Here is a 14,662-nt window from a genome sequence, read left to right on the forward strand (position 1 = left end):
GCCGTTACTCGGCGCCCTCCAGGCGGGCCAGCTCCTCGTCCACGACGGACGGATCGAGCTTACGGAACACCGGTTTCGGTGCGGCCAGCGGCGTGCCCGCCACGAGCGGCACACGCTCCCACTTCGCGCCCACGGTGTAGTCGCCCATCAGCACGGGGTAGCCGGGTCCGCCGTCGAGGTCCTCGACCTCCACGATGGACGGCATCGGCGCGTGCACGCCCGTACCGCCGAGCAGCTCGTGCACCTTCTGCGCGGAGTGCGGCAGGAACGGCGTCAGCAGCGTGTTCGCATCGCGCACCACCTGCAGCGCGACGTGCAGGATCGTACCCATCCGAGGCTTGGACGCCTCGTCCTTGAGCTGCCACGGCGCCTGCTCCGACAGGTACTTGTTGGCCTCGGCCACGACCCGCATCGCCTCGCCGATCGCGGCCTTCTGCCGGTGCCGGCCGATCAGGTCGCCGACCGTGGCGAAACCCGCCTCGGCGACCGCGAGCAGGTCGCGGTCGGCGTCGGTCAGCTCGACTGCTTCGGGTAGGGCGCCGAAGTTCTTCGCCGCCATCGAGATCGACCGGTTGACCAGGTTGCCCCAGCCCGCGACGAGCTCGTCGTTGTTGCGCCGCACGAACTCGGCCCAGGTGAAGTCGGTGTCGTTGCTCTCCGGGCCCGCCGCGGCGATGAAGTACCGCAGCGCGTCCGCGTCGTAGCGTTCCAGGAAGTCGCGCACGTAGATGACCACCCGGCGCGACGAGGAGAACTTGCGGCCCTCCATCGTCAGGTACTCGCTGGAGACGACCTCGGTCGGCAGGTTCAGCTTGCCCAGCCGCCCCGGCTCCCCGGCCTTGTCACCCGCGCCGGAGTAGCCCAGCAGCAGGGCGGGCCAGATCACCGAGTGGAAGACGATGTTGTCCTTGCCCATGAAGTAGTACGCGTTCGCGTCCTTGCCCTCGCCGTCGGCGGACCACCACTGCCGCCACGCGTCCGGGTCGCCGGTGCGCCGAGCCCACTCGATGGACGCGGACAGGTAGCCGATCACCGCGTCGAACCAGACGTAGATGCGCTTGTCGTTGCGCTCCCGCCAGCCGTCGAGCGGGATCGGTACGCCCCACTCCAGGTCGCGGGTGATGGCCCGCGGCTGCAGGTCGTCGAGCAGGTTGCGGGAGAACTTGAGGACGTTGGGCCGCCAGCCCTCCCGGGCGTCGAGCCAGGTGGCCAGCGCCTCGGCGAACGCGGGCAGGTCGAGGAAGAAGTGCTCCGTCTCGACGAACTCCGGGGTCTCCCCGTTGATCCGCGACCGGGGGTGGACCAACTGCTCCGGGTCGAGCTGGTTGCCACAGTTGTCGCACTGGTCGCCGCGGGCGCTCTCGTACCCGCAGATCGGGCAGGTGCCCTCGATGTAGCGGTCGGGCAGCGTCCGGCCGGTGGACGGGGAGATCGCGCCCAGCGTCGTCTTACGCACGATGTACCCGTTGTCCAGCAGCCCACTGAACAACTCCTGCACCACGGCGTAGTGGTTGCCCGTGGTGGTACGGGTGAACAGGTCGTACGACAGACCGAGGCCGTGCAGGTCCTCGACGATCACCCGGTTGTACCGGTCGGCCAGCTCGCGCGGCGTGACGCCTTCCGCGTCCGCCTGCACCTGGATCGGGGTGCCGTGCTCGTCCGTCCCGGAGACCATGAGCACGTCGTGACCGGTCATCCGCATGTACCGGCTGAACACGTCGGAGGGCACCCCGAAGCCGGAGACATGACCGATGTGGCGCGGGCCGTTGGCGTAGGGCCAGGCAACCGCGGCGAGAACGTGACTCATGGTTCTCCAGCGTAGTGACCGCCGCATGCGCCGCGCGAACGGATAGCAGTGGTCTGATTTGTCCCGACACGCCCCATCAGGAGCGTGCTCGCCGCGGGGCCGCGTAGTCCAATGGACCGGTGACCGCAGACGCGCCGCAGCCAGGGGAAACACCGCGCAGCGAGAAGAGGGCGGCCTCGGACGACGCTGCCCGGCGGCACGCCACGACCGACCGCGATTCCGGGCGCACCGCCGCCCCCACCGCGGCGCCGCCGCGCCCGCCGCTGTGGCCCCCGCCGCCCCGGCACGCGGCCCCGGACCCGTCCCCGGAAGGGTCAGCGCCCGGTGCCCCGTCCGCGGGCGCCGGCTCGGCGCCCGGTGCCGCCCCGTCCGCGGGCGCCGGCTCAGCGCCCGGTGCCGCCCCGGATCCGGCGTCCGCCGGCTCGGCGGCGACCGCCGCCCGGGAACCTGCCGGCTCGGCGCAGCCGGTCGCCGGGGACATTGCGGTCGCCTCGCCGGGTGCCGCTGAGGCGGTCCCCGCGTCGACCGCCGCGCCTGTGCCCCTGCCGGCGCGGGGGCCGCGGGTGCCCGCGGCCCCGACACGCGCCGAGCCACCCGGCGCCCTGGACGCGGCGACCGCAGAATTCCCCACGGTCACGGGGGCCGCGCCCCGGGTCGTTGTCGAGCGCCATCACGACGTGGTGGACAAGGTCCGTTTCAACACGGCCGGCTCACCCCAACGGTACGAGGCCCGGACGGCACCCAGGATTCCCGCACCGGCCCACGCGGCTGCCCCACCGGGCGAGACCCCTCCGCCGGCCACGGTCGCCGGGGCGCGGAACGCCGACGGCGCCGACGCCGGTCCCGGGGACGACATCATGCTCCTGCCGGAGCCCGGCGGCAGCCGGACCGCGCCTGCGGTGCCCAGCCAGCCACCGGCCGCGACACCACGGTCCGACCCACGACGCGGCGGACAGACCCCGGTCGCGCAGCCGGTCGGGCAGCCGGGATCCGGCCCACGGCCGACCATGCCGGCGCCGGGCGAGTCGCCCCGCGCAGGTGGCGAGCCTGGCCGGGGCGCGTCTTCCCGGCAACCCGACCCGACAGCGCCGGCTCCGGGCGGCCCGATTTCGAGCCGGCCGGCACCCGGCGGACCGATTCCCAGCCGGTCGTTTCTCGGCGGACCGAATCCGAGCGGGTTGGCTCCCAGCGGGTCGCTTCCCCGTGATCCGATGTCGGACGGACCCGCGCCGGGCGGACCTGCGCACGCCGGGCGCGCGCAGGACACACCGACACCGGCCCAGGGCATGCCGACTCCGGTCCACAGCGCCCCAGAGTCAGCCCAGGGCGCGCCAACTCCGCCCCAGGGCATGCCGGTTCTGGCCCACGGCGCGCCCGCCCCGGCCCAGGGCATGCCGACTCCGGTCCACAGCGCCCCAGAGTCAGCCCAGGGCGCGCCAACTCCAGCTCAGGGCATGCCGGTTCTGACCCACAGCGCGCCCGCCCCGGCCCAGGGCGCGCCGGCCCCGGCCCAGGCGGAGCCGGCAGGCCCGGGTGCGCTGCCCGGCAAGCGGGCCGAAGGGCGGGACATACCGGAGAGCCGGGCCACCGTCCTGCTGGAGACGTCGACGTTCTGGCTGTCCGACGAGGAGCGCGCCAAGCGGGGCGCGACGGCCGATCCGGCCCCACCCTTGGTGGGTGTACCGCCCAAGCACCGGCAGCGCGAGCCACGGCGTCCACTTCCCGGGCTCCTCGCGCTGCTCGCGTTGGCCATGGTCGCCGCGTTCTTCGCCTGGGTCAGCGCCGAGCCGTTCTGGCTCGCCGCCGGACACGACGTACGCGGACGGGTGAGGGTCACCCAGTGCACCGGCGACGGGGTCGCCCAGCGCTGCATCGGTCAGTTCAGCACCGGCGACGGCTTCTCCCGGGTGGACCGGGTGACCGTGCTCGGCGTGACCGGCGACCAGCGGGCGGGCGGCACCGTCGCCCCCGCACGGATGGTCAACCTGGACAGCGGTCAGGCGTACGTGGGTGAGACCAGCCTGCTGGTGCAGCTGCGCTGGGTGCTCGGCTTCGTGCTGGTGCTGATGTGCGGCTTCGGCATCGCGGGGCTGACCGGGGCACGTCGGCTCACGGCACGCCGGGCTCGGCACGGTGCACTGCTGCTCAGCCTGGCGTGCCCGCTCCTGCTGCTCGCCGGTTTCCTGGCCGCGGCCTACTGACCCCACCCCGGACGGCCCGGCTGCCGTGGGCTACTCGGCGTGGATCAGCCCGTACACCTCGCGCTTGCGCAGGCCGTACTCCTGGGCGACCGCGGCGATGGCATCGCGGCGCGACGTGCCCTCCGCCTCCCGCCGGGCGACCGCCGCGCGCAGCTCCGCGTCCGGGGGGCGCGCCGGTGGCGCCGCGGACGCTCCGGCCACCACGAGCGTGATCTCGCCGCGGGGTTCCGCCTCGGCCGCCCAGGCCGCCAGCTCGCCGAGCTCCCCGCGACGCACCTGCTCGTACGTCTTGGTCAGCTCACGGCAGACCGCGGCGGGCCGGTCCGGCCCGAACGTGGCAGCCAGATCGTCCAACGCGCCCTTTATCCGGTGCGGGGCCTCGAAGAACACGAGCGTGCGCGGCTCGGCGGCCAGCTCACGCAGCCGGGACCGGCGACCGGCCGGGGTACGCGGCAGAAAGCCCTCGAAGACGAACCGGTCGCTGGGCAGGCCGGACAGGGCCAGTGCCGTGGTGACCGCGCTGGGCCCGGGCGCCGCGGTGACCGGGAAGCCGGCTTCGACAGCCGCCCGGACGAGCCGGTAGCCGGGATCGGAGACGCTGGGCATGCCACCGTCGGTCACCACCGCGACCACCGCCCCGGAACTCAGCGCGTCGACCAGCTCGGGGGTGCGGCGTTCCTCGTTTCCCTCGAAGTACGAGACGACCCGCCCGGCGACGCTGATCCCGAGGTCGCGGGCGAGCCGGGCCAGGCGTCGGGTGTCCTCCGCGGCGACCACGTCCGCGGTCGCCAGGATTTCGCGCAGCCGGGTGGACGCGTCGCCGATGTTGCCGAGCGGCGCGCCGACGAGCACGACGCGTCCGGTGTCTTCGTCCGTCACTCCGAAAGTGCACCACACGTCCGACGCGCCGCCTCCGGGCACCGCGGCGCGGGTACGCAGCCTACGATCGCGGGGTGACTGCGGCGCCGACTGCTGAGACCGACATTCGCCCGGACGTGGACGAGGCCGAGCCCCGGAGCGCCCGCCGGGTGCCCGATGCCGTTCGGCGCCGGCTCGCGACGCTGGACGACTGGCTCAACCCGTACTCGTGGGTGGTCACCGTCGTGATCGTGGCGGTCGCCGCGATCCTGCGCTTGCAGGGCATCAGCAAACCCAAGGGCTACATCTTCGACGAGGTGTACTACCCGACCGACGCGTGGGACATGCTGCATCACGGGGTCGAGTGGGACGAGAAGACCAACGGCCCCGCGTACGTGGTGCACCCGCCGCTGGGCAAGTGGCTGATCGCGCTGGGCGAGGCAGTGTTCGGCAACAACGAGCGGGGCTGGCGGGTTCCGGCCGCGATCGCCGGCACGCTGATGATCCTCATCCTGATCCGGGTGGCGTACCGGCTGTTCCACTCGATCGTGCTCGCCGGCACGGCCGGGCTGCTGATGACGTTGGACGGGTTCCAGATGGTGCTGTCGCGCACCTCGCTGCTGGACATCTTCCTGGGCCTGTTCGTGCTGGCCTCGTTCGCGGCGATGGTGCTGGACCGCGACGCGTACCGGCGGCGATGGCTGCGGGCGTTGGAGGGCGGCTTCGATCCCGCCGGGGCGCGACGGCTACCCGGGGCGGCGGTGCCGTGGTGGCTGCTCGCCGCGGGAGTGCTGTTCGGGCTGGCCTGCGGCGTGAAGTGGAGCGCGCTGTTCTTCGCGCCGTTCTTCGCCATGCTGGTGGTGGTGTGGCGGGTCGGGGCGCGCCGCTCGGCAGGAGTACGCCACGCAACGCGAGGTCTGATCGGCGACCTCGGCTGGCTGATTCTGAGCTTCGTCCTCACCATGATCTTCTACCTGGCGACGTGGACCGGCTGGTTCGTCACGAACACCGGCTACTTCCGCCACTACCGGCAGGCGAACGGCATGAGCGAGCCACCGGTGCTGGGCGCGCTGCTCAACCTCATGCACTACCACTCCGAGGCGTACCGGTTCCACAGCGGCCTGACCGACCGGCACGTGTACCAGTCCTGGCCGTGGCAGTGGCTGCTGCTGGGCCGGCCGGTGGCGTTCTACTGGTCCGGCGACGCGCGCTGCGGCTCGCCGAGCTGCGCCGCCGAGATCCTGCTGCTGGGTACGCCGATCCTGTGGTGGTCGTTCATTCCGGCGCTGGGCGCGCTGGTCTGGTTCGGCATCGCGCGCCGCGACTGGCGGGCGTTCGCAATCGGTACGGGCGTCGTCGCCGGCATGCTGCCCTGGTTCTATTACGCGGTGGCGGACGGCCGGACGATGTTCTCGTTCTACGTGCTGCCGGCGCTGCCGTTCCTCATCCTGGCGGTCGTCTACGCCCTGGGCGCGATCATGACCCCGCCGACCGGGATGGCCAGCGGGGCGGCGCGGACGGACCGGCAGCTCGTCGGCACGATCATGGCCGGGGTGTACGTGCTGCTCGTGGCGGTGTGCTTCGCCTACTTCCACCCGATCTTCGTGGGGCAGTCGATCCCGTACGACTCGTGGTCGGCGCGGATGTGGCTGGGTAGCCGCTGGATTTAGAACCGGCGGGAACACAAACGTGCAGAGGCCGGGGCCGGCAGCACCCGGGAACGCTGCGACGCGGTCCGCTCCGGCGGCGCTCGTCGCTTACTCGCGACGAGTAGGCGGTGGACGTGGGCTGCCGCCCGGATCGCGGCTGGGTCCGTGCACTGGTTCAGTGCGAACCTACGAGGATGCAGAAGGGATGTCCTGCTGGGTCGGCGAGAACATAGAGGGGCTCTCCGGATTCTCCGGTGCGATCCAGGAGCACGTTTGCTCCCAGCTGCTCGGCTCGACGACGGTGTCGCTCCAGTTCGTTGATGGTCGGCACGCGAAAGTCCAGGTGCATCTGCTGGGGAACGTCGGGCGAAGGCCAGGTAGGTCGCGCCAGCGTGGGCACCTCCTGGAAGGCAAGCACGCGTTTTCCCTCGCCGTCGGTCAAGACGAGCCAGTCTTCGTTGTCCGTGCTGCTGTCCGCTGGGGGCTCATCACCAGGTCGATACCGCAGCCCCAGCAATTCGCGGTAGAACTCGGCGAGGGCTCGGACGTCTGTCGCGTCCAGTGCGGTGTGCATCAGCACGGGATAGGTAGACATCTCCGCCTCCTCGTGGGGATCCCAGCCAGGCCATCCCACCACGGAATTCCCAGCCCCGCCGCGAACCTGAGGGGTGCTGAACCGCCGGTCTGCGCCGGCGTGGAACCGGAGTCCACAGTGGGGTTGGCATTCGAACGCCTGGGCAGCGGTCACGAGTGCAGCGTGTCCGGCCGATGCTTCTGGCCGCGGATGACGGCGCCCGAAGCACCTGGCCTGAGCAGAGGCCGACCCGATCTGAAAGGGCCAGGAACAGAAACGCGCGCCCCGATCGCCTGCCACGGGGGAAGCGGGCGATAGGGGCGCGCACGGAGAAGCTTAACGACACGCGTTGACCGGCACAACGGGTGGCCCCGCCGCGTTGCGGAAATTCATCGCGCGCACCGGTCGTCGGGGCCGCGATGCCGGCGCCGCGCGCTGGTTGCCTCAGGCCACGAACAGATCGGCCTCCTGCTCGGCGAACGGGAACACGACGTGCAGAGACGTGCCGTCGCCGGGCCGGTCCGAGAGCGCCACCGTGGCGTGGTGCGCGTCCAGGATCCGCTTCGCGACCGCCAGCCCGTGGTCCGGCCCGGGCAGTTCTGTCGGGTTGGCGATAGCACCGTAGAAGAGGTGCGGGAACAGCTCGGGCCGCATGCCGTCCGGCAGGTCCATGTCATCCATCCGGACCGTCGGACCCGACTCCACCTCCGTGCCGACGCGCACCCGCCCACCGGGCGGGGTGTATTTCACGGCCGCGAACAGCAGGTGGGTGAGGACCTGCTCCAGACGCACGGGGTCGGCGACGATCGGCAGCGCGGCACCGTCGGACTGGTCGAGCATGCCGATGTGCTTGGTCGCCGCGATCGGCCGGACCGCTTCGACGGCGCGCCGGGTCAGCCTGGTCAGGTCGATCTGGCGCATGTGCAGGCTCTCGTTCTCGCTGCCGACCTGGGCCAGCGTGGTGAGATGCTCCAGCAGGTCGCTGAATCCGCGTACATGTGCGGCCGTCGCGCGGGCCACCACCTCGGCCATTGCCGGATCGTGCCGCCCGGTGCGCCCGAGCTCTGCAAGATACTCCCCCATGCGCCGCATCGGTGCCCGTAGCGGCCCGCAGACGAGCCCGGTGATGTCGTCCTTGCGCCGCTCCAGCTCCTGCAGCCGGGCGGTGGTGCTGGCGAGCGCGATCGCGTAGCGGCGCAGTTCCAGCTGACTGGTGACCTGGCGGGCGAGGGCGCGCAGCGCCTCCGTCTGGTCCGCGTCGAGCCCGCGCGGTGCGGTGTCGAACACACAGAGCGCACCCACCGCGAAGCCGTCGGTGGTGATCAGCGGGGCAGCGCCGAAGAAACGGACACCGTCCGCCGCGAGGACGGCCGGATTGTCGGCGAACCGAGGATCCTGCCGGGTGTCCGGCACGACGATCAGGTCGTCGCCGAGGATCGCATGGGCGCAGAACGACAGGTCGCGGGACGTCTCGGCGATGTCGCTGCCGACCTGGGCCTTGAACCATTGCCGGTCGGCGTCGACCAGGCAGACCAGTGCTGTCGGGACCTCGCACACGGACGCGGTCAACGCCACGATGTCGTCGAAATCCTTTTCCGGTGCGCTGTCGAGGACGCCGAGCCCGTAGAGCGCGGCTAGCCGGTCCGCTTCGTTGGCGGGAAGAGGGGCATGCATGGGTCACCTCCAGGGCAGACCCAAGACATACCATCGGAAAGTAGCAGCATTCGCGGATCTCTCCGTATTGGCGCGTGCCGGCCCCGGCTACTCCGGCCGGTGGCAGACGGCCTCGATGTTGTTGCCGTCGGCATCGAAGACGAAGGCGCCGTAGTAGCTCGGGTGGTAGTGCGGGCGCAGGCCCGGCGGCCCGTTGTCGACCCCGCCCGCGCCCAAGGCGGCGGCGTGGAACGCGTCGACCGTGGCCCGGTCGGGCGCGGTGAACGCCACGTGCACCCGGTGTGAGGGCTCGCGGACGGCGAGCCAGAAGAACGGCTTGCCGGGCTGGTCGCCGAAGCCGAGCACCTCGCCGCCGTCGATCACCACGGTGATGCCGAGGGGAGCGAGGGCGCGCTCGTAGAAGACCCGGCTCGCGTCGAGATGGTGCACACCCAGCACCACATGGTCGATCATCGTTGTCCTCCCCGCCCTTGAGGCGCCCCGGCCGGGGCCGCCCCGGCGATGGCACCCCACGACCGTATAACCGGGGTACGACGATGACGGGCCGACGGGTGCGCTACGCGTCCGGATCGACGTACAGGCAGAACGGGTGGCCGGCCGGGTCGAGCAGGACCCGTACAGTCTCCTGGGGCTGGAAATCCGCAAGCCGCGCACCGGCGCGCTGTGCGGCCGCGACCGCCGCGTCCAGGTCCGGCACCTCGATGTCGAGGTGCAGCATCATCTGCTGGCGCCCGGGCTGCGCCGGCCACGCCGGCGGCTCGTACGCGGTCGCCCGCTGGAACGCGATGTACTCGACGTGCTCGCCGAGGGGCGCGACGCCGACGAAGTTGTGCTCGTCCTTCACGATCTTCCAGTCCATGAGGTCGGCGTAGAAGCGGGCGAGCGCGTGCGGGTCCGGCGCGTCGAGGACCACGCCCCACCAGTGCCTAGAGGTACGTCCGAGCATGTGAGCACTCTGCCCCAGTTTGCCGGCGCTCGCATGCTGCACCGCACACCCACGGGCGGCCGCGGGCGATCGGGCCGATGTGAAGTTCCGTTGAACCCACCCCGCGCCCGCACTGCGACAGCGCCGCCATGTCATTAAAAAGTCTCATTGTATTGACGAATATAAACCGATCAAGTTGACGCCCACTCCGGAAAAGAATAGCGTGAAGTCGATCCAATCAAGCGATTCGTGGGCGCGCCCTCCACAAGAAGGATGCACCCCGATGAGCCACGCCTTCCACAAGGAGGAAATTGTGGTCCCCATTCACCACATCGGGATTCTGGCCACCGGCCTGTCCACCACCGCCGCATTGATCGCCCCGGGCACCCCCGCTGCCGCGGCGCCGGCGGTCCCGGCTTCGGACAGCGCGATGGTGCTCGCCGTCCTTCCCGCCGACCACAGCGGTGTCCCCCCTCGGTTCGCCACGCTCGAGTGCGATCCCGACGGCGGCAGCCACGCAGCGTCAGGCTCGGCCTGCAACGATCTTCGCGCGGTCGGCGGTGACATCACCGCGATCGCCGACAACGGCGGCATCTGCACCCGGGAGTACCAGCCCGTGACGGCCATCGCGGTCGGCACCTGGGAGGGAAATCCCGTCACGTACCGGAAGACATTCTCGAACAACTGCGTCCTGCTGCATGCCACGGGCGACGTATTCGATTTCTGATCCATCCGCCCGAGATATCTCACACGCAGAAGAGGACAATGCAATGAAGCAGATGTTCCGTGCCCTGACCGTTGCCGCAGCCCTGGTGGCCGCCCTGATCGCCGCCGACCCGGCCGCTGCGGCTTCGGCCCCGTACACCGAGTCCATCTCGGTGACCCAGTCCGGCGGCCTCGCCGGCCGTACCGAATTGTTCTCGGTGGATACGACGACCCGCGACGACCGCGCGGCCCAGGCGCTGAGCCTGACAGCCACCCCGCAGTACCGCACGCTGGCGCCGGTCTACCTGCCGACCAACCCCTGCTGCGACCGCCAGCGCTACGAGGTCGTCACCCACTACAGCAACGGTACGGACAAGACCGTCGTCACGATGGACGGCGTCCCCGGCACTCCGCCGGTCCTCCTGGAGGTCATCGACCTCGTGACGAACACCGGAGCTCCGGCGTAAGGACACCGATCCGGGTCCGCGAAACCGTCGTGGGCCCGCATCCCCGCACCTCTTCACGGTCCGCAGGCCAGGCGCCTGCGGGCCGCCCGTCTCCGTCTCGAGGCGGCCGCCGAGCCGGATGATCAGTTCGCCGAGGGGTCCGCGGACACCCCGCGAAGCCGTCGAGGCGGCTTCCCGCGGGCGAGCCGGGAGTTACAGCGCGTCGGGCTGGCCGAGAGCCGGGTGCCGTTCGCCAGGCTGGGCATGCCAGGCGGGTTCGTCGGCATCTCGGGTGGTGTCGATGCGCAACCGGGCCCAGTCGTCGAGATCTGGCAGGTCGTCCGGCGTGAACCAGCCGACCTCCAGCGATTCGTCGCCATCCGTGCGCGGCGCGCCGCCGACGGCGCGGCACCGGAACCAGACGTTCAGGTATTCGCAGGTGTCGCCGTTGGGGTAGACCACGGGGTGCGTAGCTACCCCGCCGACCCGTTCGATCTCGACGCGAACACCGGTCTCCTCGAACACCTCGCGGACGACCGCATCGGCCGGCTGCTCGCCCGGGTCGATGATGCCCGCCGGGATCGACCAGCGCCCGTTGTCGCTGCGCCTGGCCAGCAGCAGGTGCCCGGAGGCGTTGCGCACGACGGCGCTGACCCCGGGCAGGAGCAGAAGGTCGTGACCGATGTGAGCGCGCAGGCGAGCGATGTACGGCGAGACGGGCATCGGCTCACCCTAACCGCCGAGGATCGCGACGATCCCGTCATCGGTCCGACAAACGGCGTGGTGGCCGGCGTCCAGGCCGCTCCGATCAGCGCTTCTCGCAGGCGACGCCGTCCTTGTCGCGGTCCATCCTCTTGTTCGCGTTGTACAGCGCGGTGTTCACGGTGAAGGTCGTGACCGGCCTGCTGCTGCCGCTGACCTTGTCCCGTGCACCCGCCCTGCCGACACCGTGCTTGTACCTCTGGTTGAGGGCGGTGCAGTTCCGGTAGGTCGGGACGGCAGCTTCGGCCGGCAACACCACCGCGAAGGAACCTCCGACGACAAGACCGGCCAGCGCCGCGCCACGCACCAGTACGTCGATCATTTCTCTCCCAGTCTCCGCTGACAACTTTGAGTGACAGCGCCACGCGGGCCCGTGAGAGTCGCAACCACCACTCACGAATGCTGCGAGACCTACAGTGGACCGCTGCACGCGTTCAAACTATTGGCCTTGCAAGGCCGGGGAACATTCCACGAGCGGACATCAATCCATGAAGGGCGGACCACTCCCGCAGCGACATGGGCACGTTCCGCACCCGGTCGTCGCCTTCCTCACGGCCGTCCTGAGGACTCGGGCGCCGGCCGACATCCCGTGCGCCGCCCTGATCCGGCACAGCGGGTCAGATCTCCGCCAGCATCCGGGCCAGTTCGGCCGCGCGGGTCAGCATCGGCCAGTGGCCGGAATCGATGTCGACATACGTGACGTCCTTCGCCCGGGCCAGCTCCGGGATGTGGCCTTCGGCTATCCATTCCTGAGCTTGGGCCGGCGTGAACTCCGGGCAGACCATCACGACCGGGACATCGAAACGCCGTTCGTCGGTCAGCCTCACGATTCCCCTGGCGACGCCCTCCGGGACCGGGATCGCAGCGGCGGCGAACGCCCGGCGCGCCGACTCATCCAGGTCGGCCGCGTCGGCCCCTTCGAACGGCTCCCAGCCCGGGAACGGCATCACGCCGTCGGTGATGTCGAAGAATTCGGCGTACGGTTGTCCGTCGCCAGACGGGAAGCCGCCGATCAGGACCACCTTGGTCACCCGGTCAGGCCGTTGGGACGCCGCCATCCAGGCCAGAGTGCAGGCAGCCGAGTGGCCCACCACGACGGACCCGCCGGGCGCATTGTCAACGGTGGCCAGCACGGCGGCCAGTTGATCGGCCAGCGTCGCCGCCGTGTCGCCGTCACCCTGACCCGGCAGACTCACCGGGACCGCGCGGCGGTTCCTCTTCACCAGGTCGGAAACGACGCCGTCCCACGCGGACGCATCGAGCCAGAGGCCGCCCAGAAGCACGATCTGTTCCGTGGTCATGGGGCCAACCTAGCCCCGGGCACCGACATCGGCGGTGCTGGACGCAGATGCGAATGGGCAAAAGGCCCGGACTCAGCCCAACCACTGCCCGCCACCCGGCCCGAACACCCGAGCCCGTCACATCACGGCGCTCACGGGGCCGGAGTCGACATCAAGGCACCACCCGTCACCAGCGGATCCAACGACCGGGGAGGTCGCGCGAAGGTTGATCATGCCCACTTCCGGTTGGTACGGTCCCGGCACCTTCGATTCTCTCCCGAGCTCATCCAGTCCTTTCTGAGCTCATCCGGACCCTGACGACCACGAGGAGCAAACGTGGGCTCGAATTTCATGAGTATCTATGTCTGCGACATGGACGAGGTCAGCCGAGCCGTAGGGTGCCGAGACCAGGCCGTTGCGCGGAGTCTCATCGAGACTGCCGATGAACCGCTCACCTCGTCCATGGAACACGCCATCCATGCGTTGGTCGAACGAAGCTACAGCCGCGACCCAAAGACGTTCCAGCATGAGACCGGGCCTGCGGTAATACGAGCGTTCGAACGCGTATGTGCGATTTCGAGCTCCGCGAGCGTAACGGTAGAAATGTACGACGACGAGGAGGAGTCGCCACTGCTCTGGAACTTCATCTGGGACGAGTGGGATGGCGACGACACCTTGGAGCTCCCCCTCTCGCCGCATGGCGTTCCGGCCGTCACCTGGCATGGGCCCGCCAGGACGACGCGGTACTTGGCAGCCTTCGAGGAACTGCGTTCCAGTGGCTCATCCGACGAGGAATACCTCGGAGAAGACGAAATAGACGAGATCATCGAGGCACTGCAATCTGCCGGTGCAGAGGGTAAGGGTGTTTTCGTTTTCGTGGAGTATTAGGGCGCTTCGTGGCCGCAGGAGGGCACCCTCCACTCGCTGCGGCACTTCTTCGCCACGCGCCGATCAGCGCGAACCTCGATCCCCCCGATGTGCAGAACGCGCTAACGGCACTCCAACCTGCGGATCACGTTGGAAACCTACGTTCATTGGTGGCCGAAGAAGAACCGCAGTCGCAATGTCGTCGGCTCAGCCCCGCGGGACGCCGGAGCCCATCGACAACGGGCGGCCTGACGACATCTCCCGGCGCTGAATCTGTGCCGGAAATCGTCCCACTCCCCCGGCCACCGACCACGGGAGCGGTCGACTGGGTGAGCGTCGCCGCGCAGACCGGGGCCGGCTCCTCGGCCGAGCTAGGCGCGCCCACCTCCCGCCCATCGGGCCTCTCGAATAGTGGCCACGTCCGGCAGCACCACCGCGATACCCGCCCGGCCGATGTCTGTGGATCGACACCCGGACCATCAATGATCGGCAGCGAACCATCAGTTGATCTGGATTGGCAGTGCTGCTTCGTTTCGCATGCGGCGGACAGTGGCGTGGCGAGGTGGCGGCGGTCCCGTTCGCCCCTGGACGTAACTACTCATGGTGTTCAGATTGGAACCATTGGTGAGTGGAGGTTGGCTTGGGAGGACGTCCTGCGTCAACGCGCGGCGGTGTCGCCCCGGTCATCGATAGGCGCGCTGCTCTGCGACATCATCGGGCCGCCGACGGCAGGTCCCGCTCCCAGATGGCTCCCAAAATCGGACACCTAACGGAGAAAGGCCCGGCCGCTAGTTGCGGCTGGGCCTTCTGAACTGCGGTTTTGTGGGTGGAGCTGAGGGGATTTGAACCCCTGACCCCCACTTACCGCTCGCGATACTCCTCAGCGCCGGGGTCGGTCAGCGTGCCGAAGTAGC

The 14,662-nt window shown here is 70.0% G+C and carries 14 protein-coding genes; 5 read left to right on the forward strand and 9 right to left on the reverse strand.

Translation table 11 applies throughout. The features are described 5' to 3' along the window. Positions 1-4: 4 nt before the first annotated feature. The gene (gene metG / locus ACMCNK_RS17910; protein WP_412737550.1) at positions 5-1,807 is read right to left on the reverse strand and encodes a methionine--tRNA ligase; all 1,803 of its coding nucleotides are present in this window, start codon (positions 1,805-1,807) and stop codon (positions 5-7) included. A 1,454-nt stretch (positions 1,808-3,261) separates the two neighbouring features. Between metG and ACMCNK_RS17915 the strand changes: the two genes are divergently transcribed. After that, entirely contained in the window at positions 3,262-4,008 is a 747-nt protein-coding gene (locus ACMCNK_RS17915) for a hypothetical protein (protein ID WP_412737551.1), read from the forward strand. Positions 4,009-4,038: 30 nt separating this feature from the next. Here the strand turns inward: ACMCNK_RS17915 and rsmI are convergent, their stop codons facing one another. Next, on the reverse strand, positions 4,039-4,887 hold the full coding sequence (rsmI, locus tag ACMCNK_RS17920; protein WP_412737552.1) for a 16S rRNA (cytidine(1402)-2'-O)-methyltransferase: 849 nt from the start codon (positions 4,885-4,887) through the stop codon (positions 4,039-4,041). 74 nt (positions 4,888-4,961) lie between these two features. Between rsmI and ACMCNK_RS17925 the strand changes: the two genes are divergently transcribed. After that, positions 4,962-6,536, forward strand: a complete 1,575-nt coding sequence (locus tag ACMCNK_RS17925; protein ID WP_412737553.1) for a dolichyl-phosphate-mannose--protein mannosyltransferase — start codon at positions 4,962-4,964, stop codon at positions 6,534-6,536. A gap of 154 nt (positions 6,537-6,690) precedes the next feature. On the opposite strand, the gene ACMCNK_RS17930 is transcribed toward ACMCNK_RS17925, so the two are convergent. The 4 genes from ACMCNK_RS17930 to ACMCNK_RS17945 form a co-directional block, all read right to left on the reverse strand. Beyond that, entirely contained in the window at positions 6,691-7,110 is a 420-nt protein-coding gene (locus tag ACMCNK_RS17930) for a VOC family protein (protein WP_412737554.1), read from the reverse strand. Between the two features lie 423 nt (positions 7,111-7,533). Then, positions 7,534-8,763 (reverse strand): ATP-binding protein, encoded by a 1,230-nt coding sequence (locus ACMCNK_RS17935; protein ID WP_412737555.1) that lies wholly within the window; start codon positions 8,761-8,763, stop codon positions 7,534-7,536. A gap of 87 nt (positions 8,764-8,850) precedes the next feature. After that, positions 8,851-9,216 (reverse strand): VOC family protein, encoded by a 366-nt coding sequence (locus ACMCNK_RS17940; protein ID WP_412737556.1) that lies wholly within the window; start codon positions 9,214-9,216, stop codon positions 8,851-8,853. 103 nt (positions 9,217-9,319) lie between these two features. Beyond that, on the reverse strand, positions 9,320-9,709 hold the full coding sequence (locus ACMCNK_RS17945) for a VOC family protein (protein ID WP_412737557.1): 390 nt from the start codon (positions 9,707-9,709) through the stop codon (positions 9,320-9,322). Positions 9,710-9,911: 202 nt separating this feature from the next. On the opposite strand from ACMCNK_RS17945, the gene ACMCNK_RS17950 reads away from it, so the two are divergent. Then, on the forward strand, positions 9,912-10,415 hold the full coding sequence (locus ACMCNK_RS17950; protein WP_412737558.1) for an SSI family serine proteinase inhibitor: 504 nt from the start codon (positions 9,912-9,914) through the stop codon (positions 10,413-10,415). A 43-nt stretch (positions 10,416-10,458) separates the two neighbouring features. Continuing rightward, positions 10,459-10,860: a hypothetical protein gene (locus tag ACMCNK_RS17955; protein WP_412737559.1), complete on the forward strand. Its 402-nt coding sequence runs from the start codon at positions 10,459-10,461 to the stop codon at positions 10,858-10,860. A 192-nt stretch (positions 10,861-11,052) separates the two neighbouring features. Here the strand turns inward: ACMCNK_RS17955 and ACMCNK_RS17960 are convergent, their stop codons facing one another. The 3 genes from ACMCNK_RS17960 to ACMCNK_RS17970 form a co-directional block, all read right to left on the reverse strand. Beyond that, positions 11,053-11,562, reverse strand: coding sequence for an NUDIX hydrolase (locus ACMCNK_RS17960; protein ID WP_412737560.1), 510 nt, complete (start codon positions 11,560-11,562; stop codon positions 11,053-11,055). Positions 11,563-11,647: 85 nt separating this feature from the next. Then, positions 11,648-11,923, reverse strand: a complete 276-nt coding sequence (locus ACMCNK_RS17965) for an excalibur calcium-binding domain-containing protein (RefSeq protein WP_412737561.1) — start codon at positions 11,921-11,923, stop codon at positions 11,648-11,650. 295 nt (positions 11,924-12,218) lie between these two features. Then, positions 12,219-12,902: an alpha/beta fold hydrolase gene (locus ACMCNK_RS17970; protein ID WP_412737562.1), complete on the reverse strand. Its 684-nt coding sequence runs from the start codon at positions 12,900-12,902 to the stop codon at positions 12,219-12,221. Positions 12,903-13,217: 315 nt separating this feature from the next. Between ACMCNK_RS17970 and ACMCNK_RS17975 the strand changes: the two genes are divergently transcribed. Next, complete coding sequence (locus tag ACMCNK_RS17975; protein WP_412737563.1) at positions 13,218-13,769, forward strand: hypothetical protein; 552 nt, start codon at positions 13,218-13,220, stop codon at positions 13,767-13,769. Positions 13,770-14,662: the final 893 nt, after the last annotated feature.

It is taken from the genome of Krasilnikovia sp. MM14-A1259, assembly GCF_047159535.1.
Lineage (GTDB): Bacteria > Actinomycetota > Actinomycetes > Mycobacteriales > Micromonosporaceae > Actinoplanes.

What these genes read in the sequence shown, in the direction of transcription:
- metG (WP_412737550.1), bottom strand. Translation starts at nt 1,807, where the DNA reads ATGAGTCACGTTCTCGCCGCGGTTGCCTGGCCCTACGCCAACGGCCCG.
- ACMCNK_RS17915 (WP_412737551.1), top strand. Translation starts at nt 3,262, where the DNA reads ATGCCGGTTCTGACCCACAGCGCGCCCGCCCCGGCCCAGGGCGCGCCG.
- ACMCNK_RS17930 (WP_412737554.1), bottom strand. Translation starts at nt 7,110, where the DNA reads ATGTCTACCTATCCCGTGCTGATGCACACCGCACTGGACGCGACAGAC.
- ACMCNK_RS17935 (WP_412737555.1), bottom strand. Translation starts at nt 8,763, where the DNA reads ATGCATGCCCCTCTTCCCGCCAACGAAGCGGACCGGCTAGCCGCGCTC.
- ACMCNK_RS17940 (WP_412737556.1), bottom strand. Translation starts at nt 9,216, where the DNA reads ATGATCGACCATGTGGTGCTGGGTGTGCACCATCTCGACGCGAGCCGG.
- ACMCNK_RS17945 (WP_412737557.1), bottom strand. Translation starts at nt 9,709, where the DNA reads ATGCTCGGACGTACCTCTAGGCACTGGTGGGGCGTGGTCCTCGACGCG.
- ACMCNK_RS17955 (WP_412737559.1), top strand. Translation starts at nt 10,459, where the DNA reads ATGAAGCAGATGTTCCGTGCCCTGACCGTTGCCGCAGCCCTGGTGGCC.
- ACMCNK_RS17960 (WP_412737560.1), bottom strand. Translation starts at nt 11,562, where the DNA reads ATGCCCGTCTCGCCGTACATCGCTCGCCTGCGCGCTCACATCGGTCAC.
- ACMCNK_RS17965 (WP_412737561.1), bottom strand. Translation starts at nt 11,923, where the DNA reads ATGATCGACGTACTGGTGCGTGGCGCGGCGCTGGCCGGTCTTGTCGTC.
- ACMCNK_RS17970 (WP_412737562.1), bottom strand. Translation starts at nt 12,902, where the DNA reads ATGACCACGGAACAGATCGTGCTTCTGGGCGGCCTCTGGCTCGATGCG.